Below are 20,871 nucleotides of genomic sequence, written 5' to 3'. Positions count from 1 at the left end.
GGCCGCGGCGAGCCACGCCGCGGCCCCTCGCCATGGGCGCGTCCCCTCGCCATGCGCGCGACCCCTTCCCAGAAAACTAGAACGAGTTCTAGTATCGGCGGTGCGTCGACAACCGGAGGGTGAACGTGACCGCGGAACTCAAGCTCGGCATCAACGTCGGCTACTGGCAGCGCGACCCCGACGACCAGACCGAGACGGTCCTGGCCGCCGAGCGCTGCGGCTACGACTCGGTCTTCACCGCCGAGGCGTACGGCTCCGACGCGTTCACCACGCTCGCCTGGTACGGCGCCCGCACGTCCCGGATCAAGCTCGGCACCGCCGTCGTCCAACTGTCGGCGCGGACCCCGGCCGCGACCGCCATGCACGCGCTCACCCTCGACGCGCTGTCGGGCGGGCGGGTGATCCTCGGCGTCGGCGCGTCCGGCCCCCAGGTCGTGGAGGGCTGGTACGGGCAGCCGTTCCCGAAGCCGCTCGCCCGCACCCGCGAGTACCTCGACATCGTCCGGCAGGTGTGGCGGCGCGAGGCCCCGGTGACCAGCGAGGGCCCGCACTACCCGCTCCCCTACCCGGGCGGGACGGGCCTCGGCAAGCCGCTGAAGTCGATCGCGCGCCCCGTCCGCCCGGAGATCCCCGTCTACCTGGGCGCCGAGGGGCCGAAGAACGTCGCGCTGTCCACCGAGGTCGCGCAGGGCTGGCTGCCGCTGTTCGTCGACCCGCAGCAGATCGACGGCGTCTTCGGCGCGTCCCTGGCGAACCGCCCGGACGGCTTCGAGATCGCCGCGACCGTCACCACGATCGTCACCGACGACCTCGCGTCCGCGCTGGAGTTCGCCAAGATCCCGCTCGCCTTCTACATCGGCGGCATGGGCGCCCGCGACCGCAACTTCCACCTCGACCTGATCGGCCGGCTCGGCTACGCCGAGCAGGCCGAACGCGTCCAGGAGCTGTTCCTGGACGGCCGCCGCGACGAGGCGGTCAAGGCCGTCCCGGACGAGCTGGCCGACGCCATCTCCCTCCTCGGCCCGCTCGGGCGGATCAGGGAGCGGCTCCCGCTGTGGCGCGACAGCCCCGTCACCACCCTGCTGATCGCCGGGGTGAAGGACGAGCCCACGCTCCGCGCGATCAAGGAAATGGCCGACGCGTAAGAGAGCAACGACACATCGGTTCGCGGAATGGAGGTAGGTACCGGGGTGCTGCACCCGACGCACCCCAGGAGAAACACAGACTGGAGATGGGACACACGATGTCCACGCAGGAGGACGCCGCCCGGCTGCTCGTCAGGACCCTTGAGGCGGAGGGCGTCGAATACGTCTTCGGCATCCCGGGCGAGGAGAACATCCATTTCGTCAACGCGCTGAACGACTCGGCGATCCGGTACATCCTCGTCCGGCACGAGCAGGGCGCGGCGTTCATGGCAGAGATCTACGGCCGGCTGACCGGCCGGGCGGGCGTGGCCTCCGCGACGCTCGGCCCCGGCGCGATCAACCTGCAGCTCGGCGTCGCGGACGCCACCACCAACAGCACCCCGGTCGTCGCGATCTCCGCGCAGGTCGGCCTCGACCGCATCTACAAGGAGTCGCACCAGGTCATCGACCTGGTGTCGCTGTTCCGCCCGATCACCAAGTGGGCGGAGCTGGCGCCCACCGCCGAGGCGCTGCCGGAGATGGTCCGCAAGGCCTTCAAGACCGCGCAGACCGAGCGTCCGGGCGCCGTCTACCTGGCGATCCCCGAGGACGTGGAGGCCGCGAAGGTCTCCGCCGGGCTGGCGCCGCTGCCGGTGAACGTCGTCCGCGCGCAGGACCCGTCGCCGTCTCAGCTCGCCCGCGCCGCCGATGTGATCGCGCTGGCGAGGCGGCCGATCGTGCTCGCCGGGCACGGCGCCGCCCGCGCCGGCGCGAGCGACGCCCTGGTGTACTTCTCCGAGCGCCTCGGCCTGCCGGTCGCGACCACGTTCAACGGCAAGGGCGTCTTCCCCGACGACCACCGCAACGCCCTCGGCGCCGTCGGCTTCATGCGCCACGACTACGTGAACTTCGGGTTCGACGAGGCCGACGTCCTCATCACCGTCGGGTACGAGCTCCAGGAGTTCGACCCGGTCAAGATCAACCCGGCCGCGGACAAGAAGATCATCCACATCCATCCGTCGCCCGCCGAGGTCGACGACCACTACCCGGTCGAGGTCGGCGTCCAGGGCGACATCTCCAGCACGCTCCGCGCGCTCGCCGACTCCATCCACCGCCGCTTCGACGTCAACGGCACAGACCGTCCTCCAGCCCCCACCCACCACCATTCAACGGACGAGCTCCGCTCGACAGGTCGCAGGATCCGGGAAATGCTCCGGGAGGAGCTCGCCGAGGGCGCCACCGAGGACGGGCATCCGCTCTCCCCGCGCCGCGTCGTCGCCGACGTGCGCGCCGCCATGGGCCGCGGCGACATCGTCCTCGCCGACACCGGCGCGGTGAAGATGTGGATGGCCCGCCTCTACCCGACCTACGAGCCGAACACGCTGCTGGTCTCCAACGGCCTGTCCTCGATGGGCTTCTCCGTCCCCGGGGCGATCGCCGCCAAGCTCGCCCACCCCGACCGCCGGGTCCTCGCCGCGACGGGCGACGGCGCGTTCCTGATGAACTCCCAGGAGCTGGAGACGGCCGTCCGCGAGAACATCCCGATCACGGTGCTCATCTGGGACGACTCCGCCTACGGCCTGATCGAGTGGAAGATGGACCTCGACCTCGGGCACAGCTCGAACATCCGGTTCGGCAACCCCGACTTCGTCCAGTACGCGGAGAGCTTCGGCGCCCGCGGCTACCGCGTCGAGTCGGCCGCCGAATTGCTCCCCACCCTCCGCAAGGCCCTGGCCGACGACACGGTCTCCGTCATCACGGTCCCGGTCGACTACTCCCACAACCTCCAGCTGACCGACAAGCTCGGCGACCTGACGGGCCCCTTCTGACCTTTGAATCAGTGATCATGGGGACATGTCGGCCACCATGCGGCGCCCCGTCCACATCACGGGCATCGTCCTCGCCTGCGTCCTCGGGCTGCTCACCGTCACCTGGGGCGGCGGCGCCGTGGCCGCCTGGGCCGGTCAGATAGGCAAGGAGAAGGCGAGGGCACGGGTCCTGGACGTCGACGGCACGCGCTCGTCCGGGCACATCACGGTCGAGTTCACCACGCGCCAGGGCCGCGCGGTCAGGGTGGAGGAACGCCGCCGCAGCTGGCCGGCGACCGTGCGGCAGGGCGGCACGATCGAGGTCGTCTACGCGGCCGACGACCCGGCGGGCAGCGTGGCACCGTTCCAGGACGTGGCGAAGGCGCCGTTCCTGGTGGGGCTCTTCGCGGCCGGGGCGGTCCTGTCCGGCGTCGTCGCCTACCGCACAGGTCGCTCGACGGCGTGACGCGGGCTCAGACCCGAGCGATGATCTCGCCGTGGGTGACGGAGTACCAGCCGTCCTCGGCGGCCGCCCACTCCTTCCATGCCTCGTAGATGCGCTGGAGCTCTTCCCGGGTGGCATGCCCTCCGGCCACGGCGTGGTCGGCGACGGACGACCGGATCAGGCGCCCGCCCCAGGACTCGCTCCACCACTCGCGCTCCTCCGGGGTGGCGTAGCACCAGGCCGAGGCGGAGGCGGTGACGTCGGTGAAGCCGGCGGCGCGGGCCCAGGAGACCAGGCGGCGCCCGGCGTCGGGCTCACCGCCGTTCCCCCGCGCGACCCTGTAGTAGACCGGCAGCCAGGCGTCCATGCCGGGCGGTTCCGGATACCAGATCATCGTGCCGAAGTCGGCCTCGCGCACGGCGACGAGCCCGCCGGGCCTGGTGACGCGCCGCATCTCGCGCAGGGCGTGGACGGGGTCGCCGATGTGCTGCAGGACCTGGTGGGCGTGGACGATGTCGAAGGCGCCGTCCGCGAAGTCCAGGGCGTGGACGTCGGCGACCGCGACCTCGACGTTGTCCAGGCTCGCGGTGTTCCTCCGGGCCTCCTCCAGGACGGCCTCGGCGGAGTCGGCCGCCACGACCCGGCCGGGCGCCACGCGTCCGGCGAACCCGGCGGTGATCGTGCCCGGGCCGCAGCCGACGTCCAGCACGGACAGGCCCGGACGCAGGTGCTCGATCAGGTAGGCGGCGGAGTTCTCGACCGTGCGCCACTGATGGGCGCTCAGCACGCTCTCATGGTGGCCGTGGGTGTAGGTCGCCTTCGCGGTCATCGGGGTCGCCTCTCTGTGTCCGGTGCCCCCACCGTACGACCACTTCTCACAATACGAGAACTCTGTATCAATATGCGAGACATAGCGGGCACGAAGAAGGGGACCGAGGCCGGTGCCTCGATCCCCTTCTCGACGAGTGCGTCAGGCCGCGGCGGCGACCCGGCGGGCGGGCAGGGACCGGACGGCCGGAACCGGCCGCACGGGCAGGGCCTCGACCTCGGCCAGCGGGCCCGTGGTCTCGGCGTAGGCGTTCAGCGTCGCGTGGGAGAGCTGGGTGAGCCACGGCTCCACGACGGTCCGCTCGGCGGGCCCGTCCAGCCGCGGGCGGGAGAGATGGAACGTGCCGGTCGCCTTCATGCCAACACCCCTTCCGAACCTGGCGGGCCGCGCCTGTGCGGATGCCACCGGTTGTCACATACCCCTAGGTACGTCGTTACAAGCCACTCGGTTCGACACCTGTTCCCAGGTGTCTCCTAAATCACAAGGTCAACGCTACTCAGCACCTCTGACATTCTCGAACGTCCATTCGATCCATCAGGATGCGGAGCGGGGCCGCGCGTCACGGAGAGCGACAACGGGCGGGTCACCCCGGGCGCACCGGACACGGCCTCGCGCGCAGGGTCGGCCGAATGGTCGATATCCCCGGCGGTCGCGAGGCCCTACGCTGCGGCAGCGTGAGCGACGTCGCGTCGAAGCTGGACCGCATCCACTCGGTGGGCGGCTGCATGGTGCGCGTCGCGTACACGGCGTTCGTGACCCTGTTCCTCCTGGCCTGCGCGTACGCCGCCATCGAGGACCCTCCCGTCCTGTGGATGGTGGTCATCGCCGCGGTCGCCGGCGTCGCCGCGGTGATGGGACGGCGGCTCCTGCTGCCGTGGGCGGTCGCCGCCGGCGCGCTGTCGGTGCTCAGCACCCTGTTCCTCGGCCTCACGGACTACCCGGAGGAAGGCGCCCCGAGCGTGTTCGCGGAGATCGGCGCCCTGCTGATCGTCATGACGCGGACGGTGTGGCGGACCCGCCGCCAGCCCCTGATCCCGACCGCGGTGCTGCTCGGCGCGGCCATCCTCGCGGTGCCGATGCGCTGGTCGGTGCTCGCGGCGGCGCTGATCACCGCGCCGCTCGGCATCGCGGTGGCGATCGCGCTCGGCGTCGGCCTCTACCTGCGCGCGCTGGACGCCCGGCGGGCCCGGTCGCTGGCGGCGGCGCGGCGGGACGAGCGGCTGGAGCTGGCCCGCGACCTGCACGACTTCGTCGCCCACCACGTGACGGGCATCGTCGTCCAGGCGCAGGCGGCCCGGTTCGCGGCCGGGGCCGGGGCGGGGCCGACGCAGGAGCAGCTCGACCGGATGTTCGGCGGGATCGAGAAGGCCGGTACCGAGGCGCTCACCTCGATGCGCCGCATGGTGGGCCTGCTGCGCGACGCCCAGCACGTCAACGCGCCGGACGGGGACGCCCTCCCGGACGGCGGCTCCACCCGTCCCCTCGGCGACCTCGCGCAGCTGAAGGACCTCGTCGAGGGGTTCACCCACCCGCCCGCCGCGCTCACCCTCGCCCCCGGCCTCGGGACGCTGCCGCCCGAGGTCGCGGCGTCGGCCCACCGCGTCGTCCAGGAGGCGCTGACCAACATCCGCAAGCACGCCGCCGACGCCGCGAGCGTGCGGGTGTCGGTGGCGCGCGTCGGGCGCGACGTCGAGGTCGCGGTGCGCAATGACGGGCGGGGGCGCGGGCGGCGGCTGCCGTCCGGCGGGTTCGGGCTCACCGGCCTCGCCGAGCGGATCGGCGCCCTCGGCGGCCGGCTGCACGCGGGCCCGCGCCCGGAGGGCGGCTGGGAGGTCGTCGCGCTTCTGCCCGCGGGGGACGGCTGATCCCGATTGCTGACAGAATCGGTGGGTGGCCATCCGCGTACTGATCGCCGACGACCAGGAGATGGTCCGGACGGGGTTCCGGATGATCGTCGACTCGCAGCCCGACATGCAGGTGGTCGGGGAGGCCGCCGACGGCGCCGAGGCCGTCGCGCTGGCCCACCGGCTGCGCCCCGACGTGTGCCTGTTCGACATCCGGATGCCGCGGATGGACGGCCTGGAGGCGACCCGCGCCCTCGCCGGCCCCGGCGTCGCGGACCCGCCCCGCATCGTGATCGTCACCACCTTCGACATGGACGAGTACGTGTACGGGGCGCTGCGCGGCGGCGCGGTCGGGTTCCTGCTCAAGGACAGCGGCCCCGCACTGCTGGTGGAGGCCGTCCGCGCGGCGGCGAACGGCGGGTCGCTGGTGTCGCCGTCCATCACCGTCCGGCTCCTGGAGCGGCTGGCCCGGCCCCGCCCGGTGCCCGCACAGCCCAGCGAGCCGCTCACCGGCCGGGAGCTGGACGTGGTGAGGCTCGTCGCGCGCGGCCGGACGAACGAGGAGATCGCCGGGGAGCTGTTCGTGTCGCTCTCCACGGTCAAGACGCACCTCGGGAGCCTCTCCCGCAAGCTGAACACCCGGAACCGGGTGGAGACGGCGGCCTGGGCCTGGGAGTCGGGCCTCATGACCTGACCTGCACGGGCACGGGCACGGGACGCGGCGAGACGGGGAGGGACGGCACTGGCACCGGAGTCGCTGAACGGCCTGCCCGTGACCGTCCTGGTCATCTGGGCGCTGTGCGCCGCCGGCTGGGGCGCCGTCCTCGCCGGCCTGCGCAACGGGCTGCGCGGGCCCGCCCGCGCCCCCGCCCTGTTCGCGCACACCGCGACCCCGGCGGGCGTCGTCCTGCTCTTCTCGCTGATCGGCTTCGGGTCGCTGCACGCCACGATCGCGCTGACCGCCGAATGGTGGGCACTGCTGGCCGTGACCGGGTTCCGTCCCGAGCGGCTGCTGTACACCGGCGGCCTCGCCCGCCTCGCCGCGTGGGCCGCCGTCACCGCCGCCGCCGCCTACGCGGCGACACGGCTCGTGTTCCACGTGTGACGATTCGGTGAGACCCCGAACCCGCGTTGGGCCGAGTCGGTCAAACGTACGTAGTATCCGGAGCAGGCGACCGCAAAGACCAGGGAGGTGGATCATGCCGTGTGCGCTGTGCGGCGACATCATCCCCACCGAGGTCGACCGGTGCCCGGCCTGCGGCGCGTGGGCGCGGCGCCGCGACTTCCGCGCCGTCGGCGTGGCCGTGTTCATGCTGCTCGGCTTCAACGCCTTCGTCGCCCTCGGCTCGGGGATCAGCCTGCTCAGGATGGCGGAACCGCTGCGCGGGGCGACCCACGACAGCTATGACGCGGCCGCCACCGGCAAGGCCCTCGCCCCCTACGCCGACGTGTTCACGATCGGCACGATCATGGCCGGGGTCACCGGCCTGCTGTACCTCACCTGGCTCTGGCGCGCGTACCGGCAGTCCCCCGGCCCCCACCGGCACCACCGCGCCTGGGTGCTCCTCGGCTGGTTCCTCCCGGTCGTCAACCTGTGGCTCCCGCCCCGCGTGGTGTACGAGGTCTGGGTGAACAGCGGCCGCTACCGGACGGCCGAACGCCAGGCCGCCGGGCTCGTCGTCGCGGGCTGGTGGGCCTGCGCCATCCTCGGCCTCCTCCTCGGCTACGCCTTCACGCACGGCAGCGTCGACACCCTCGCCGAAGCCCGCTTCGACGTCCACGTCGGCGTCGCCGCCGCCGCCTTCCAGGCCCTCGCCGCCGCCCTCTGCATGGCCACCGTCTTCCAGATCACCCGGATCCAGGTACTGCGGGATTAGCCCCCTGCGCAGGCGGGGTTCCTAGGAGGGCGGGGGGCCTGAGCTGCCTTGGCTGGTGTGCCATAGGGCGGTCTTGGGCGGGCGTTTGACGGCCGGGCCCGCGTGGCCGATGTCGGAGTACGGGGACATCGCGAAGCCGGTCGGCTGGACGATGCGGCGGCCCACCGGGCGGCCGGGGACGGCCGGGCGCGCCATGGCCGCGCGGACGGCGTCCGGTCCGCCGCGGCGCCATTCCTCGTACAGGGTGTTCAGGTCCCAGCAGGCGTTCGCGGTGATCGAGACGGCGCGGGCGCCGGCGCGGCGGAGGCGGCCGCGGGCGACCAGGAGCCAGGAGCCGAAGACGGTGGCGGCGCACCGGTCCTGCACCGACTCGAAGAACGTGAGGTCGACCGGGCCGGTCGCGTCGTCCAGCGTGGCGAAGATGACGCGCTGGCCCGACCTGACCGCCGGGGTCTGGGTGGCGACCTTGACGCCGGCGACCAGGACGTCGCTCCCGTCGGGGCGTCCCGGCAGGTCAGCGGCGCGGACGGCGCCGATTCCGGCGAGCAGGCCGGCGTAGAACGTCATGATGTGCCGGCTGACGTCCATGCCCAGGATGTCCAGCTCCGCCTCGACGACCTCGGCGGGCGTCATCGGCGGCAGCCCGCCCGCCGGGATCTCCTCGGCCGGGCCGGGCGGGGTCGCGTCGCCGAGCGGAAGCTGGCCCTCGGGGACGCGGCCGGGACGGGCGGTGGCGCGGTCGAGGGCGCCGACCCGGCAGAGCAGGTCGCGGCGCGGGACGCCGTCGTGGACGGTGTCGAACGCCCCGGCCAGGACGAGCCGCTCGGCGGTCGGGCGGGACACCCGGGCGCGGCGCCGGAAGTCGGTCAGCGACGCGTAGGGCCGGGCATCGACGATCGCGCCGACCTCGGCGGCGGAGATTCCCCTGACCTCGCTCAACGCGACCCGGATGCCGGTCGGGCCGCCCTCGGAGACGGGCTCGGCGTGCCAGTCCGCCGCCGAGCGGTTGACGTCCAGCGGCAGGATCGGCACGCCGAAGTGCCGGGCGTCGTCAAGGATGACCCGCTTGGGGTACATGCCGGGGTCGTGGGTCAGGACGCCGGCGTAGAAGGCGGCCGTGTGGTGCCGTTTCAGCCAGGCCGACTGGTAGGTGGGCAGCGCGAACGACGCGGCGTGCGCCTTGCAGAAGCCGAACGCGCCGAACGCGGTCAGCGTCCGCCAGACGCGGTCGACGGTCGGCCCGTCATAGCCGCGGGCCAGCGCCCGCTGCCGGAACCAGGCGCCGACGACGGCCTGCCCGCGCTCGTGGTTCAGGCTCCGCCGCGCGGCCTCCGCCTGGGAGAGCCCGCATCCGGTCATCACGTCGAAGATCCGCAGCACCTGCTCGTGGAAGACCACCACGCCGAGGCTCTCCCGCAGCACCGGTTCGAGGTCGGGATGCGGGTACTCCGGCTCCCGGGCGCCGGCGCGGGCCTCCAGGAACGGCGACACCATGTCGGAGTTGACCGGGCCCGGACGGAACAGCGAGATGTCGATGACCAGGTCGTCCAGGTCGCGCGGCTGGAGGCGGCCGATCAGCTCCCGCTGGCCGGGCGACTCGATCTGGAAGCAGCCGAGCGTCCGGGACGTGCGGACCAGCGCGTACGTCGCGGGATCGTCGCGCGGGACGTCCTCCAGCGCGATCTCCTCCCCGGTCAGCCGGGCGACCTCCGCCACCGCGTGCGCCATCGCCGACTGCATCCGGACGCCGATCACGTCGAGCTTGAGCAGGCCCATCGCCTCGACGTCGTCCTTGTCGAACTGGCTCATCGGGAAGCCCACGGCCGCCCGCTCGATCGGCGTGCGGTCCCGCAGGCCCGGGTCCGACAGCAGCACGCCGCACGGGTGCATGGCGATGTGGCGGGGCAGGCCGTCCAGGCGCTCGGCGATCCGGAACAGCACCTCCAGGCGGCCCGCCGCGAGGCCGCTCTGCCGCAGCTCGGGCAGGTCGTCCAGCGCGGCGCGGATCTGGCTCGCCCTGATCTGCGGGAACGCCTTGGCGATCGCGTCGATCTCGTGCGGAGGAAGGCCGACGGCGTTGCCGACGTCGCGCAGCGCGCTGCGCGCCCGGTAGGTCTCCATCATCGACACGCACGCCGTGGCGTCGGCCCCGAACCGGTCGAACAGCGCCTCGTAGGCCTCCAGCCGCCGCGCCGACTCCACGTCCAGGTCGATGTCGGGCAGGCCCTCGCGGCTGTCGGCGAGGAACCGCTCCATGACCAGGTCGTGCCGCAGCGGGTCGAGGTCGCCGATGCCGAGCAGGTAGGTGACCAGGCTGCCCGCGCCCGAGCCGCGGATGGCGCAGCGGATGCCGCGCGACCTGATCAGCGCGGCGGCGTCCGCGACCGTGAGGAAGTACGGCGCCAGGCCCTTGCGGGCGATCACGCCGAGCTCGGCGTCGAGCCGGTCCGCGGCCTTGCGGGACCCGGCGAGCCCGCGCCTCGCCGTCCCCTCGGCGCACCGGGCGACGAGGCGGGCGTAGGGCTCGCCGCCGACGGCCGGCAGGTGGACCTCGTCCATGCCGAGGTCGCGGCCCGGGTCCAGGACGCAGCGCTCCGAGAGCCGCCGGGTCTCCGCCAGCAGCGCCTCGGCCTCCCGCGGGCCGCAGCTCAGCTCCGCGACCCGGCGCATCTCGGGGATCGGCTTCAGGTAGGCCTGGCCGGTCCGGTCGTCCAGATGCCGCCGGTCCAGCGGGACGAGCCAGCGCGCCACGTCCAGCACCTGCGCGACCGGATGGTCGGCCGGATCCAGGTACCGGACGGCGTTGCCCAGCACGGCGGGCACCCCGGCCTCGCGGGCGAGCGCCAGCATGCGGGCGGCGCGCGGGCCGTCGCCCCGGTCGCGGTGGTCCACGATCTCGATCACGGTCTCCGCCGCGTCCCGCCAGGCGGCCAGCCGCGCCGCCGCGACGTCGGGGCGCCGCCCGGTGACGGCGCGCCCCACGTCCGACATCGGGCCGAGGAGCACGATGAGCCCGTCGGCGTGGGCGCCGACCATCTCCCGCGTCACCAGCGGGTTCCCGCGCTCGCCCGCCGCGTGCGCCGCCGTCACCAGCCGGCACAGCGACCGCCAGCCGGCGCGGCCCTCGGCGAGCACGACGATGCGCTCCTCGCCGGTCGAGACGACCTTGAGGTCGGCGCCGACGACGGCTCCGATGCCGGCGTCGGCGCAGGCCCGGACATGCCGGACGGCGCCGTACAGCCCGTCGCGGTCGGTCAGCGCCAGGGTCTCCATGCCGAGGCCCGCCGCGCGCTCGGCCAGCGCCGCGGGCGGCGCGACCCCGAACCGGAGCGAATAGGACGAAGCGACATGAATATGCACGTCAGTCCCATACCCGGGAGAGCAGCCAGCTGTCGGCCGCCACGTCATAACGCAGCTCGTAGACGCCGATCTCCCTGTCCGGGGTCGCCTCGACCCGCCAGAACTCCCGCTCGCCGGTGGCCTCGCCGTCGGGGCGCTGCTCCCGCCACCAGTCGCGGGTCGTGACCCAGTGCTCCAGCACCCGCCGGACGGTGTAGAGCCGGCCACGCCAGACGAACCGGACCGGACGCCCATCGCTCACCCAGACGTCCACCGGATCGCCGAACACGCGTGTCATCTGCCTCCCCCTCGCGCTCACCGCACGGGGGAAGAACATGCGGACGTTCGAACAGACGTTCGCACCCGAGTCTAGGGAAGCCCCCGTCCCGGGAGCAAGGCGGGGGTCAGCCGAGGAGCGCGCGAATACGCTCCGCGACCCCGGTCAGCTCGGTGACGTCGGCCATGCCGCCGCCGGGCCACAGATAGAGCCACGTGTCGCCGGAGGGAGTGGCGACGACCATGAGCCGGCGCCGCGTCCGCGGGCCGAGCACCGCCAGCAGCGACCCGTCCGGCCCGGCGAACCTCCAGGCGAGGCCGCGGGCCTCCAGCTCGCGCGCGAGCGCCGCGAGGTGACGCCTGCGCACCTCGGCGATGTCGCGCCCACCGACTACAGACACATCAGCCGCCTCAGCAGGTCCATGCCGCCCGGATGACCATGGGCGATCGTCCGGCGACGGTTGGTGACCGTGCTCCAGCATGGCCCGAAAACCGCGGCTGCGCAGCGAGAATCCGGAGAGTGGGAGGGCTGTTCCGCGTTCTCGCGGGGATGGTCCGCGGGGAGCGGCGCGACGTGCCGCGCCGTCGTGCGCCAATCGTTCCGTTCCTGGAACCCGGCGTCCATGCGGAGGCTCCGTCCGTGATAGAAGCCTCTGTGAGACGCGCACCGCCCGCGTCAGGCTGACAGAAGGAGCGAGCCGATGAGCGCCGTCCCCGCCGGCGACCCGTCAGGCCACACCCACCACCCCGCCCCCGAGCAGGGCCGCGCCCTCGCCGGGCTCCGCGAGCGCAAGAAGCAGCGGACCCGGCTCGCGCTCATCGACGCGGCCCTGGACCTGTTCCTCGCCAAGGGATACGAGGCCACGACGATCGACGAGATCGTGGCGGCGGTCGAGGTGTCGCAGCGGACGTTCTTCCGCTACTTCGGCACCAAGGAGGACGTCGTCACGAGCTTCCTCTCCGAGCACGACCAGCTCATGGGCGAGGCGCTCGCCGCCCGTCCCCCCGAGGAACGGCCGTTCACCGCGCTGTTCGAGTCGCTGCGCGTGGTGCTGCGCACGATCGCCGACGGCGACCCGGCCGACGGCGCCCGGTGGCGCCGCGTCCGGCAGGTGATCGAGGCGACGCCGTCGCTGATGGCGGCGCAGATGGCGCGGTACTCGGCGTCCACCGAGGCCCTCGCGGCCGAGATCGCGCGGCGGGAGGGCGTCGACCTGGAGAACGACCCGCGGCCGCGGATCCTCGTCGCGTTCTACCTGGCGACCGTCAAGGTCGCGTTCGAGGAGTGCGCCCGCCGGGAGATCTGGGACGCCGGGACGGTCGCGGCCCGGGTCGAGCGGGCGGTGACGCTCGCCGCGCAGACGATGCGCGACTGGGTGTGACCGCTCCGCGGCCGGAATAGCCGGCGAGCGCCCCGGGTTCTCCGGATCGTCCGCCGCAGCCGGCCAGTCGGGAGCATCCCATGCGTGCGATCGTCGTCACCCGCACCGGCGGCCCCGAGGTGCTGGAGCCCGCCGAGCGTCCCGCCCCGGAGCCGGGTCCGGGCGAGGTGCTGGTCGACGTGGCGGCGGCCGGGGTCAACTTCATCGACGTCTACTACCGCACGGGCGCCTACGAGCAGGAGCTCCCGTACACGCCGGGCCTTGAGGCGGCGGGGACGGTCGTCGCGGTCGGCGACGGCGTCCGGGAGTTCTCCGTGGGAGATCGCGTCGCCTGGTCCGACGTGCAGGGCTCCTACGCGGAGCAGGCCGCGGTCCCGGTGGCGAAGGCCGTCCCGGTCCCGGACGGGGTCGGGTTGGAGGACGCCGCCGCGTCGCTGCTGCAGGGCATGACGGCGCACTACCTCACCCGGTCCACGTATCCGGTCAAGGAGGGCGACACCGTCCTGGTGCACGCGGCGGCGGGCGGGATGGGCCTGCTGCTCACCCAGGCGGCCAAGGCGCTCGGCGCCCGGGTCCTCGCGACGGCGTCCACCCCGGAGAAGGAGAAGCTCGCGAAGGCCGCCGGCGCGGACGTCACCATGGGCTACGACGGTTTCGCCGACCGGGTCCGGGAGCTGACCGGCGGCGCGGGCGTCGCCGCCGTGTACGACGGCGTGGGAGCGCCCACGTTCGACGGGAGCCTCGCGAGCCTCCGGCGGCGCGGCACCCTGGCCCTGTACGGGGCGGCCGGCGGGGCCGTCCCGCCGTTCGATCCGCAGCGCCTCAACCGCGCCGGGTCGGTGTACCTGACGCGGCCGACCCTCCGCCACTTCGTCGAGGAGCGGGACGAGCTGCTGGAGCGCGCCGCCGACGTCTACGGCTGGGTGGGATCGGGCGAGGTGAAGGTCCGTGTCGGGCACCGCTACGACCTCGCCGACGCCCGCGCCGCGCACGACGATCTGCAGGCGCGGCGGACCACCGGGAAGCTCCTCGTGATCCCCTAGCGGCCCTCCGGGAGCCCGCCGGCTCCCTTAGGGTGGGCCCGGAGAGACGATCTTCCGAGGAGCGCCACCCCCCCATGACGACGACCGCCGCCGGACCCCTGGAGCACGACGAGCCCCGTGTCCTCGGGCCCTACCGCCTGCTCGGCCGGCTGGGCCGCGGCGGCATGGGCACCGTCTACCTCGGCGCCGAGCCGGACGGGCGGCGCGTCGCGGTGAAGGTCGTCAACCGGGAGCTGGCCGGGGAGCCCGCGTTCCTCGCCCGGTTCCGCCGGGAGGTGACCGCCGCGCGGCGCGTCCACCGGTTCTGCACCGCGCCCGTGATCGACGCCGAGCTCGACCAGGACCCGCCGTACATCGTCACCGAGTACATCGACGGGCCGAACCTGGAGAAGGCCGTCCGCGACAAGGGGCCGCTGCCGGGCTCCGACCTGGAGGGCCTCGCGGTCGGCGTCGCCACCGCGCTCGCCGCCATCCACGGCGCCGGGATCGTGCACCGCGACCTCAAGCCCGCCAACGTCCTGCTCTCCTCGACCGGCCCGCGCGTCATCGACTTCGGCATCGCCCGCGCCCTCGACGCCCCGAACGGCCCCACCCGCACCGGCCAGTTCGTCGGGACGCCCGCCTACATCGCGCCCGAGGTGCTGCGGGGCGAGCCGGTCGAGCAGGCGTCGGACGTGTTCTCGTGGGGCTGCGTCGTCGCCTACGCCGGGACCGGCCGTCCCCCGTTCCACGCCACCACGGTCGCGGAGACGTTCCGCCGCATCGAGCACGACGAGCCCGACCTCGCCGGCCTCGACCCGCGGCTGCGCGACATCGTCGCCGCCGCGCTCGGCAAGGACCCGCGCAACCGCCCGACCGCCCGGCAGATCCTCACCCGGCTCGTCGGCCAGGACAGGGCCGACCTGGAACAGGCCGTGGAGACGATATCCGCGTCCTGGCACGGGTTCGGGCCTGCGCAAGCGCCGGTTCCGGAGCCGGTTCAGGGGCAAGACCCGGCGCGGGGGGCGGAGCCGGGCACGCCGCCCGCCGCCGAGCCGGTGCCGGGCGAGCGCTCCCGCCCCGTCGACGCGCGGGAGCCCGAGCCCGCGCGGCAGGCCGGCGCCACCATGGAGCCGGCCGCGGACGAGCCGACGGTCATGGTCGACCTGCCGTTCCCGGACTCCTGGCGCGGCCCGAGGCGCTGGTTCATGCTGCTCAAAGGCTTTCTCGTGATCCCGCACCTGGTCGTCATGCTGGTCATGTACACCGCGCTGGTGCTCGTCATGATGGTCAGCTGGCTGGTGATCCCGTTCACCGGCCGGTACCCGCGCGCTCTGTACGCCCTGGTCGTCGGATGCCAGCGGTGGTCCGGCCGGGTCGTGGCGTACGCGTTCGGGCTCACCGGCGAGAGGATGCCGCCGTTCCGGACTCTTCCGCGGGCGCGCCGAACGCGCTGACACCTTCGCGCGTCGGAAAGACGGTGGCGCCGCTAGGGTGCTACCGCAAAGACTCCCGATATTTCCGTCAGGACCACGATGACCACGCACGCAGGAGAGAACGGCGAGGCCCTGCGCCCCGAGGACCCCGCGGAGCTCGGCCCGTACCGGCTGGTCGGCCGGCTCGGCCGGGGCGGCATGGGGACGGTCTACCTCGGCGAGGATCCGTCCGGACGCCGCGTCGCGGTGAAGGTGATCAACCGGGAGCTGGCCGGGGAGGGCCCGTTCCGCGACCGGTTCCGCCGGGAGGTGACCGCCGCGCGGCAGGTGCGCCGGTTCTGCACGGCGCCCGTGATGGACGCCGAGCTCGACCGGGACCCGCTGTACGTCGTCACCGAGTACATCGAGGGGCCGAGCCTGGAGAGCGCCGTCGCCGAACGCGGCCCGCTCCCCGGCTCCGACCTGGAGGGCCTCGCGGTCGGCGTCGCCACCGCGCTCGCCGCCATCCACGGCGCCGGGATCGTGCACCGCGACCTCAAGCCCGCCAACGTCCTGCTGTCCTCGACCGGGCCGCGCGTCATCGACTTCGGCATCGCCCGCGCCCTCGACGCCGCCGACGGTCCCACCCGCACCGGCCAGTTCGTCGGGACGCCGAACTACCTGCCGCCCGAGCTGCTGCGCGGCGAGCAGGTGACCCCCGCGTCCGACGTGTTCTCCTGGGGCTGCGTGGTCGCCTACGCCGGGACGGGCAGCGCGCCCTTCGCGGGCAACACGGTCCCGGAGATCTTCTACCGCGTCGCGCACGACGAGCCGAAGCTGGACGGCCTCGACCCCGGCCTGCGGGACGTCGTCGCCGCCGCGCTCGACAAGGACCCGCGCAACCGGCCGTCCGTCCAGGACCTGCTCGGGCGGCTCGTCGGCAACGAGAAGACCGATCCGGCGACGCTCGCCGAGACCGTCCAGGCGAGCTGGCACGGCCCGGCGGCCGGCCCCACCGTGCAGGGAGCGGCCGGGCAGGGGACCGGCGGGCAGGCGCCCACCGCGCAGGCGGCCTTCCAGCAGCCGACCGCCCAGCTCGGCGGGAACGCGACCCGCGAGGACGCGCGCCCCGGGCGGGGCGGCGCGAAGCTCCGGCGGCCGCTGATCATCGCCGGGGCGGCCGTCGCGGTGCTGGCCGTGCTCGCCGTCGTGGGATTCACGGTGCTGCGCTCGGACGGCCCGCCCGACGACAACCTGGCCACCGCGTTCGCCGACGACTTCTCCGACTCGAACTCCGGCTGGGGCGACAGCATCCTCGACGAGTACGACTACGTGAACGGCAAGTACCAGCTGAAGACCTCCGGCACGACCGGCTCGATCAGCCGCACGGTGCCCAAGGACAAGGTGGAGGACTTCCCCGACCCGATGCTGGTGACCGTCACGGCGTCGGCCGAGGGTCCCGCCGACGGCCGGTTCGGCGTGGAATGCCGCATGAACGAGGCCGGCAAGAAGAAGTACGTGTTCCTTCTCCGCAACGACGGCAAGGGCGCGGTGCTCCGCAAGGTCAACGGCGACCTCGGCACGAAGGAGCTGGCGAGCCCCGACTCGGTGCCGGGCTTCGAGGCGAACGGCCAGAACAGGCTCCAGGTCGCCTGCGAAGGCCAGGAGAAGGACGGCCCGAAGGTGCGCCTGCGGCTTTGGGTGAACGGCGACAAGGTCATCGACGAGACCGACACCGACCAGCCGCTGCCCAACGGCAAGGTCGCCCTGACGGGCGAGCGCGGCGGCAACGCCGCCCAGCAGATCACCGTGAGGTTCGACGACTTCGACATGTCGAAGATCCAGTAACCCGCCGGGCGGACGCCGGCAGGCCGCCGGGCCGATGCCCGAGGGTCAGCGGGCGGGCAGGTAGCCGTTCGTCCAGCGGGTCAGTTCCGCGAAGACCTGCGTGCGGGCCGGCTCGGCGGACAGCACGAGATCGTGCAGACCCCCGTCGATCCGGACGAACGTCACATGACGCCCGATCCGCGGTGCCCAGCGGGCCATGTGCTCGACGTCCAGGACGGCGTCGGCGCCCGTCACGTCCAGCACCTTGCGGGTCGGGCGGACGCTGCGCGTCGACGCCATGACCAGCACCGGCACGTCGACGTCCAGGCCGCGCCGGAGCCGGAGCTGACCACGGCGGACGGCGGCCAGCCACGCCGCCCGCACCGGGAACCCGAGCAGCGGCTTCCACGCGAGGTCGAACTCCCACTCGCCCTCGTGGTCGCGGTGCAGGCTGCGCGGATACCGGTCGGACACGCCCGCGGGCAGCGCGGCCTTCGGGAAGCGGGGGCGCAGCGCACGCGCGAGGCCGGCACCGACCTTGCGCAGGACCGGCGGCTCGGCGAGGTCCACGAACGGGCTGTTGAGGAACAGGCCGTCCACCAGGCCCTGGCCCCGCACCCGGTCGGCCCACAGGGCCGCGATCAGGCCGCCGGTGGAGTGGCCGTTCAGCAGGAGCGTGTCGTGCCCGTCCACGTCCCGGACGATCCGCACCGCCTCGTCGATCTCCGGGAAGTAGTCCGACAGGCTCTCCACGTAGTTCGGGGTCTGGTGCGGGCGCAGGGAGCGCCCGTGCTTGCGCAGGTCGAGCGCGTAGAAGTCGAAGCCGAGATCGAGGTAGAAATCGGCCAGGTGCTTCTGGAAGAAGTAGTCGACGAACCCGTGCAGGTACAGCACGGCCCGGCGGGAGGGGTCGGTGCCGCGCCGCCGCACCAGCGTCGCCACGACCTCGCCCTCGGCGTCCCGGCCCATAGGCAGCTCGATCGCCTCGTAGCCGGGGCCGAGCACATCCGCCGTCACGTCCACAATTCCTCCCATATGCCGCGAACTGATCCACCGTGGTCCCGCGTCAAAGACATTGACCGTACGTCAGACTGAACCACAAAAGAGCCCTCGCCCCCGGGAGTCGAGCCATGCAGGCGCCGCTTCGTGACCGTGACCCGCGCCGGCTCGGGCCGTACCGCCTCACCGCCCGCCTCGGCCGCGGCGGCATGGGCACCGTCTACCTCGGCGAGGACGGCGGCGACCGGCAGGTCGCGGTCAAGGTCATCAACCCGGAGCTGGCCGACGACGAGGCGTTCCACGAGCGGTTCCGCCGCGAGGTGACCGCCGCGCGGCAGGTCAGGCGGTTCTGCACCGCCGCGGTGCTGGACGCCCGGCTGGACGGCGACCCGCTGTACGTGGTCACCGAGTACGTGAACGGCCCCTCCGTGGAGGAGGCGGTCAAGCGGGAGGGGCCGCTGCGGGGCGGCGACCTGGAGTCCTTCGCGGTCAACATCGCCACCGCGCTGAGCGCGATCCACGGTGCCGGGATCGTGCACCGGGACCTCAAGCCGTCCAACGTGCTGCTCTCCCCGACCGGCCCGCGCGTGATCGACTTCGGCATCGCCCGCGCGCTGGACGCCTCGGACGGGCCGACCAGGACCGGCCAGTTCGTCGGCACCCCCGCCTACATCGCACCGGAGCTGATGCGCGGCGAGGAGATCACCCCGGCGGCGGACGTGTTCTCGTGGGGGTGCGTCGTCGCCTTCGCGGGCACGGGACGCGCCCCGTTCGGCGGCGGGTCGCTCCCGGAGACGATCAACCGGGTGACGGCCGGCGACCCCGACCTGGACGGCCTCGACCCGGCCGTCCGCGACCTGGTGGCCCGCTCGCTCGCGAAGGATCCCGCGGACCGTCCGGCGGTGAAGCAGCTGATCCAGGCGCTGACCGGCGAGGACGAGCCGCCCGCGACGCCGCCCACGGTCGCGCTGCCCGCGTCGGAGCCGACCGCCGAGCCCGCGGAGGTGCGGGCGGAGCCGGCACCTGCGGAAGAGGAGCCGGAGCAGACGGAGAAGCCCGCGCCCAAGCCTGCGCCTGCGCCTGCGCCTGCGCCTGCGCCTGCGACGAGCGTCGATTCCGTGCCGCCCACGCGTACCGCGGGCCCACCGGAGCCGCCGGCGGACGAGCCGACGCACCCGGTCGGAATGCCGGCCGCGGCCCGTGCGGCGGCCCTGGCGAAGAGGCCGTCGCCGCACCGGAACCACGGCCTGCTGATGGTCGCGGTCGGCGCGGTCGTCGCCGTCTCGACCGTGATCGGGGTCCTCAACCTGCCGGGCGGCGACCGCACCCCGCAGGACTCCGGGACCACGGCGGCGGCCGACCTCGGCGACGGGCCGCCGGACGTCGAGGACGAGATCTTCGACGACAACTTCAGCGACGAGGGCTCCGGCTGGAAGACGGCCACCACGCCCGCCGCGGACGCGTCCTACCGCGACAAGAAGTACGAGCTCCACGTCCTCCCGACGACGACGCGCACGACCGCCGCCGCGCCGGTGGAGAAGATCCCCGACTCGCAGCTCATCGAGGTCAAGGTCTCGCCGAAGGACGCCGCCGGCGAGGCGGGGGTGTATTGCCACGGCGACTCCGGCTACGCGTTCCTCCTCAGCCGGGACGGGCGCGCGCGCATCGCCCGCCTGTCGTCCGGGCAGCCGACGACCGTGACGACCGGCACCGTCCCCGGGCTCCGCGACGGCGACAACCGGCTCCAGGCCGCGTGCGCCAAGGGCGAGGGCGGCAACATCGACCTCGCGATGTGGGTGAACGGCAAGCCGGTCGCCTCGTCCGCCGCCACCCCGCCCTCGGAGGGCGAGCCGGGGCCGAGCGGGCTGCTCGTCGTCCGTCCCGAGGACGCGACCGGCTGGCCGGAAGCGGTCTTCGACGACTTCTCGCTCTGCTCGCTCTGAGGCCCTACTCCTTGCGGCCGGTCGCGGCGACGGTGACCCCGAGGCCGATCATCATCAGGCCCCCGGTGCCGCCGATCGCCGCGAGACGGCGCGGCGATCGGGCGAACCACGCGCGGGCCGTCCCGGCGGCGAGGCCCCACACGCTGTCGCACAGCAGCGCGATGAAACTGAAGATCAGCCCGAAGACCAGCATCTGCAGCGGGACGTGCCCGTGCTCGCGGACGACGAACTGCGGCAGCACGGCCACGAAGAACACCGTGGTCTTCGGGTTGGTGACGCCCACCACGAACCCCTGCCAGAGATCGCGGGCCCGGTTCCCCACCTCGGGGCCGGTCTCACCGAGCTCCGCCTGCAGGGAGTGCCGGTGCCGGAACGCCTGCACGCCGAGGTACAGCAGGTAGGCGGCGCCCACCAGCTTGACCGTCGTGAACACGATCACGGACCGTTCCACGATCGACCCCACGCCGAGCGCGACGGTCACCGACAGCAGCAGCGCGCCGATCTCGTTGCCGGCGACGCTGGTCAGCGCCGTCCGCCGGCCGTGGGCCAGGGCGCGTCCGACCACGAAGAACACCGTGGGCCCGGGAATCACGATGATGGCGAAGGCCATCGCGGAGAAGGCCAGCACTTGATGCGTCGACACCATGGCCCGCACCCTACGCAGGCCGCCCGGATCGTCCCATCGATTTTTCGGGCCCCCCGCGGTGTCCCAGGCCGGACGGGTCCGGCTCGTGACGCAGG

General features: G+C 73.4%; 19 protein-coding genes. 12 read left to right on the top strand and 7 right to left on the bottom strand.

All coding sequences use genetic code 11. The features are described from left to right. The first annotated feature begins 125 nt into the window (after positions 1-125). The 3 genes from BM339_RS26635 (at position 126) to BM339_RS26625 (ending at position 3,398) form a co-directional block, all read left to right on the top strand. A complete protein-coding gene (locus tag BM339_RS26635; RefSeq protein ID WP_075022722.1) occupies positions 126-1,145 on the top strand; it encodes an LLM class F420-dependent oxidoreductase in 1,020 nt (339 codons plus the stop codon). Positions 1,146-1,243: 98 nt separating this feature from the next. Then, positions 1,244-2,953, top strand: a complete 1,710-nt coding sequence (locus BM339_RS26630; protein ID WP_075022721.1) for an acetolactate synthase large subunit — start codon at positions 1,244-1,246, stop codon at positions 2,951-2,953. 25 nt (positions 2,954-2,978) lie between these two features. Then, complete coding sequence (locus BM339_RS26625) at positions 2,979-3,398, top strand: DUF3592 domain-containing protein (RefSeq protein ID WP_075022594.1); 420 nt, start codon at positions 2,979-2,981, stop codon at positions 3,396-3,398. 7 nt (positions 3,399-3,405) lie between these two features. Here the strand turns inward: BM339_RS26625 and BM339_RS26620 are convergent, their stop codons facing one another. Then, positions 3,406-4,206, bottom strand: coding sequence for a methyltransferase domain-containing protein (locus BM339_RS26620; RefSeq protein ID WP_075022593.1), 801 nt, complete (start codon positions 4,204-4,206; stop codon positions 3,406-3,408). A gap of 141 nt (positions 4,207-4,347) precedes the next feature. Then, positions 4,348-4,563, bottom strand: a complete 216-nt coding sequence (locus tag BM339_RS26615; protein ID WP_021597557.1) for a hypothetical protein — start codon at positions 4,561-4,563, stop codon at positions 4,348-4,350. 317 nt (positions 4,564-4,880) lie between these two features. Between BM339_RS26615 and BM339_RS26610 the strand changes: the two genes are divergently transcribed. The 4 genes from BM339_RS26610 to BM339_RS26595 all read left to right on the top strand — a co-directional run bounded on the left by BM339_RS26610 (position 4,881) and on the right by BM339_RS26595 (position 7,927). After that, a complete protein-coding gene (locus tag BM339_RS26610; RefSeq protein ID WP_244938407.1) occupies positions 4,881-6,071 on the top strand; it encodes a sensor histidine kinase in 1,191 nt (396 codons plus the stop codon). A 25-nt stretch (positions 6,072-6,096) separates the two neighbouring features. Next, on the top strand, positions 6,097-6,744 hold the full coding sequence (locus tag BM339_RS26605; protein ID WP_075022592.1) for a response regulator: 648 nt from the start codon (positions 6,097-6,099) through the stop codon (positions 6,742-6,744). 78 nt (positions 6,745-6,822) lie between these two features. Next, complete coding sequence (locus BM339_RS26600; protein WP_256255466.1) at positions 6,823-7,155, top strand: hypothetical protein; 333 nt, start codon at positions 6,823-6,825, stop codon at positions 7,153-7,155. Between the two features lie 94 nt (positions 7,156-7,249). After that, a complete protein-coding gene (locus tag BM339_RS26595) occupies positions 7,250-7,927 on the top strand; it encodes a DUF4328 domain-containing protein (protein WP_021598496.1) in 678 nt (225 codons plus the stop codon). Between the two features lie 21 nt (positions 7,928-7,948). Here BM339_RS26595 and BM339_RS26590 read toward each other — a convergent pair whose 3' ends face one another. The 3 genes from BM339_RS26590 to BM339_RS26580 form a co-directional block, all read right to left on the bottom strand. Further along, positions 7,949-11,287, bottom strand: a complete 3,339-nt coding sequence (locus tag BM339_RS26590) for a DNA polymerase III subunit alpha (RefSeq protein ID WP_256255465.1) — start codon at positions 11,285-11,287, stop codon at positions 7,949-7,951. Position 11,288: 1 nt separating this feature from the next. Continuing rightward, on the bottom strand, positions 11,289-11,564 hold the full coding sequence (locus tag BM339_RS26585) for a DUF6504 family protein (RefSeq protein ID WP_083597953.1): 276 nt from the start codon (positions 11,562-11,564) through the stop codon (positions 11,289-11,291). Between the two features lie 106 nt (positions 11,565-11,670). Further along, positions 11,671-11,943 carry a hypothetical protein gene (locus BM339_RS26580; RefSeq protein ID WP_024935014.1) on the bottom strand — a complete coding sequence of 91 codons (273 nt, stop codon included), beginning with the start codon at positions 11,941-11,943 and terminating at the stop codon, positions 11,671-11,673. Positions 11,944-12,243: 300 nt separating this feature from the next. Here BM339_RS26580 and BM339_RS26575 point away from each other — a divergent pair, with 300 nt between their 5' ends. From BM339_RS26575 to BM339_RS50845, 4 genes are all read left to right on the top strand, one after another. After that, positions 12,244-12,924 carry a TetR family transcriptional regulator gene (locus BM339_RS26575; protein WP_021598492.1) on the top strand — a complete coding sequence of 227 codons (681 nt, stop codon included), beginning with the start codon at positions 12,244-12,246 and terminating at the stop codon, positions 12,922-12,924. Between the two features lie 80 nt (positions 12,925-13,004). Next, positions 13,005-13,967 (top strand): quinone oxidoreductase family protein, encoded by a 963-nt coding sequence (locus BM339_RS26570; protein ID WP_075022588.1) that lies wholly within the window; start codon positions 13,005-13,007, stop codon positions 13,965-13,967. Positions 13,968-14,041: 74 nt separating this feature from the next. Then, positions 14,042-15,403: a DUF4389 domain-containing protein gene (locus BM339_RS26565; RefSeq protein WP_075022587.1), complete on the top strand. Its 1,362-nt coding sequence runs from the start codon at positions 14,042-14,044 to the stop codon at positions 15,401-15,403. A 78-nt stretch (positions 15,404-15,481) separates the two neighbouring features. Then, entirely contained in the window at positions 15,482-17,209 is a 1,728-nt protein-coding gene (locus BM339_RS50845; RefSeq protein ID WP_075022586.1) for a serine/threonine-protein kinase, read from the top strand. A 45-nt stretch (positions 17,210-17,254) separates the two neighbouring features. Here BM339_RS50845 and BM339_RS26555 read toward each other — a convergent pair whose 3' ends face one another. Next, on the bottom strand, positions 17,255-18,205 hold the full coding sequence (locus tag BM339_RS26555) for an alpha/beta hydrolase (RefSeq protein ID WP_256255464.1): 951 nt from the start codon (positions 18,203-18,205) through the stop codon (positions 17,255-17,257). Between the two features lie 113 nt (positions 18,206-18,318). On the opposite strand from BM339_RS26555, the gene BM339_RS51720 reads away from it, so the two are divergent. Then, complete coding sequence (locus BM339_RS51720; protein ID WP_075022584.1) at positions 18,319-20,130, top strand: serine/threonine-protein kinase; 1,812 nt, start codon at positions 18,319-18,321, stop codon at positions 20,128-20,130. Between the two features lie 4 nt (positions 20,131-20,134). Here BM339_RS51720 and BM339_RS26545 read toward each other — a convergent pair whose 3' ends face one another. After that, positions 20,135-20,776 (bottom strand): LysE family translocator, encoded by a 642-nt coding sequence (locus tag BM339_RS26545; RefSeq protein ID WP_075022583.1) that lies wholly within the window; start codon positions 20,774-20,776, stop codon positions 20,135-20,137. Positions 20,777-20,871: the final 95 nt, after the last annotated feature.

Origin of the sequence: Actinomadura madurae (assembly GCF_900115095.1) — a bacterium.
Taxonomy (GTDB): domain Bacteria; phylum Actinomycetota; class Actinomycetes; order Streptosporangiales; family Streptosporangiaceae; genus Spirillospora; species Spirillospora madurae.
Note: the sequence above shows the minus strand (reverse complement) of the source record. Positions and strands in the feature narration are given on the sequence as shown.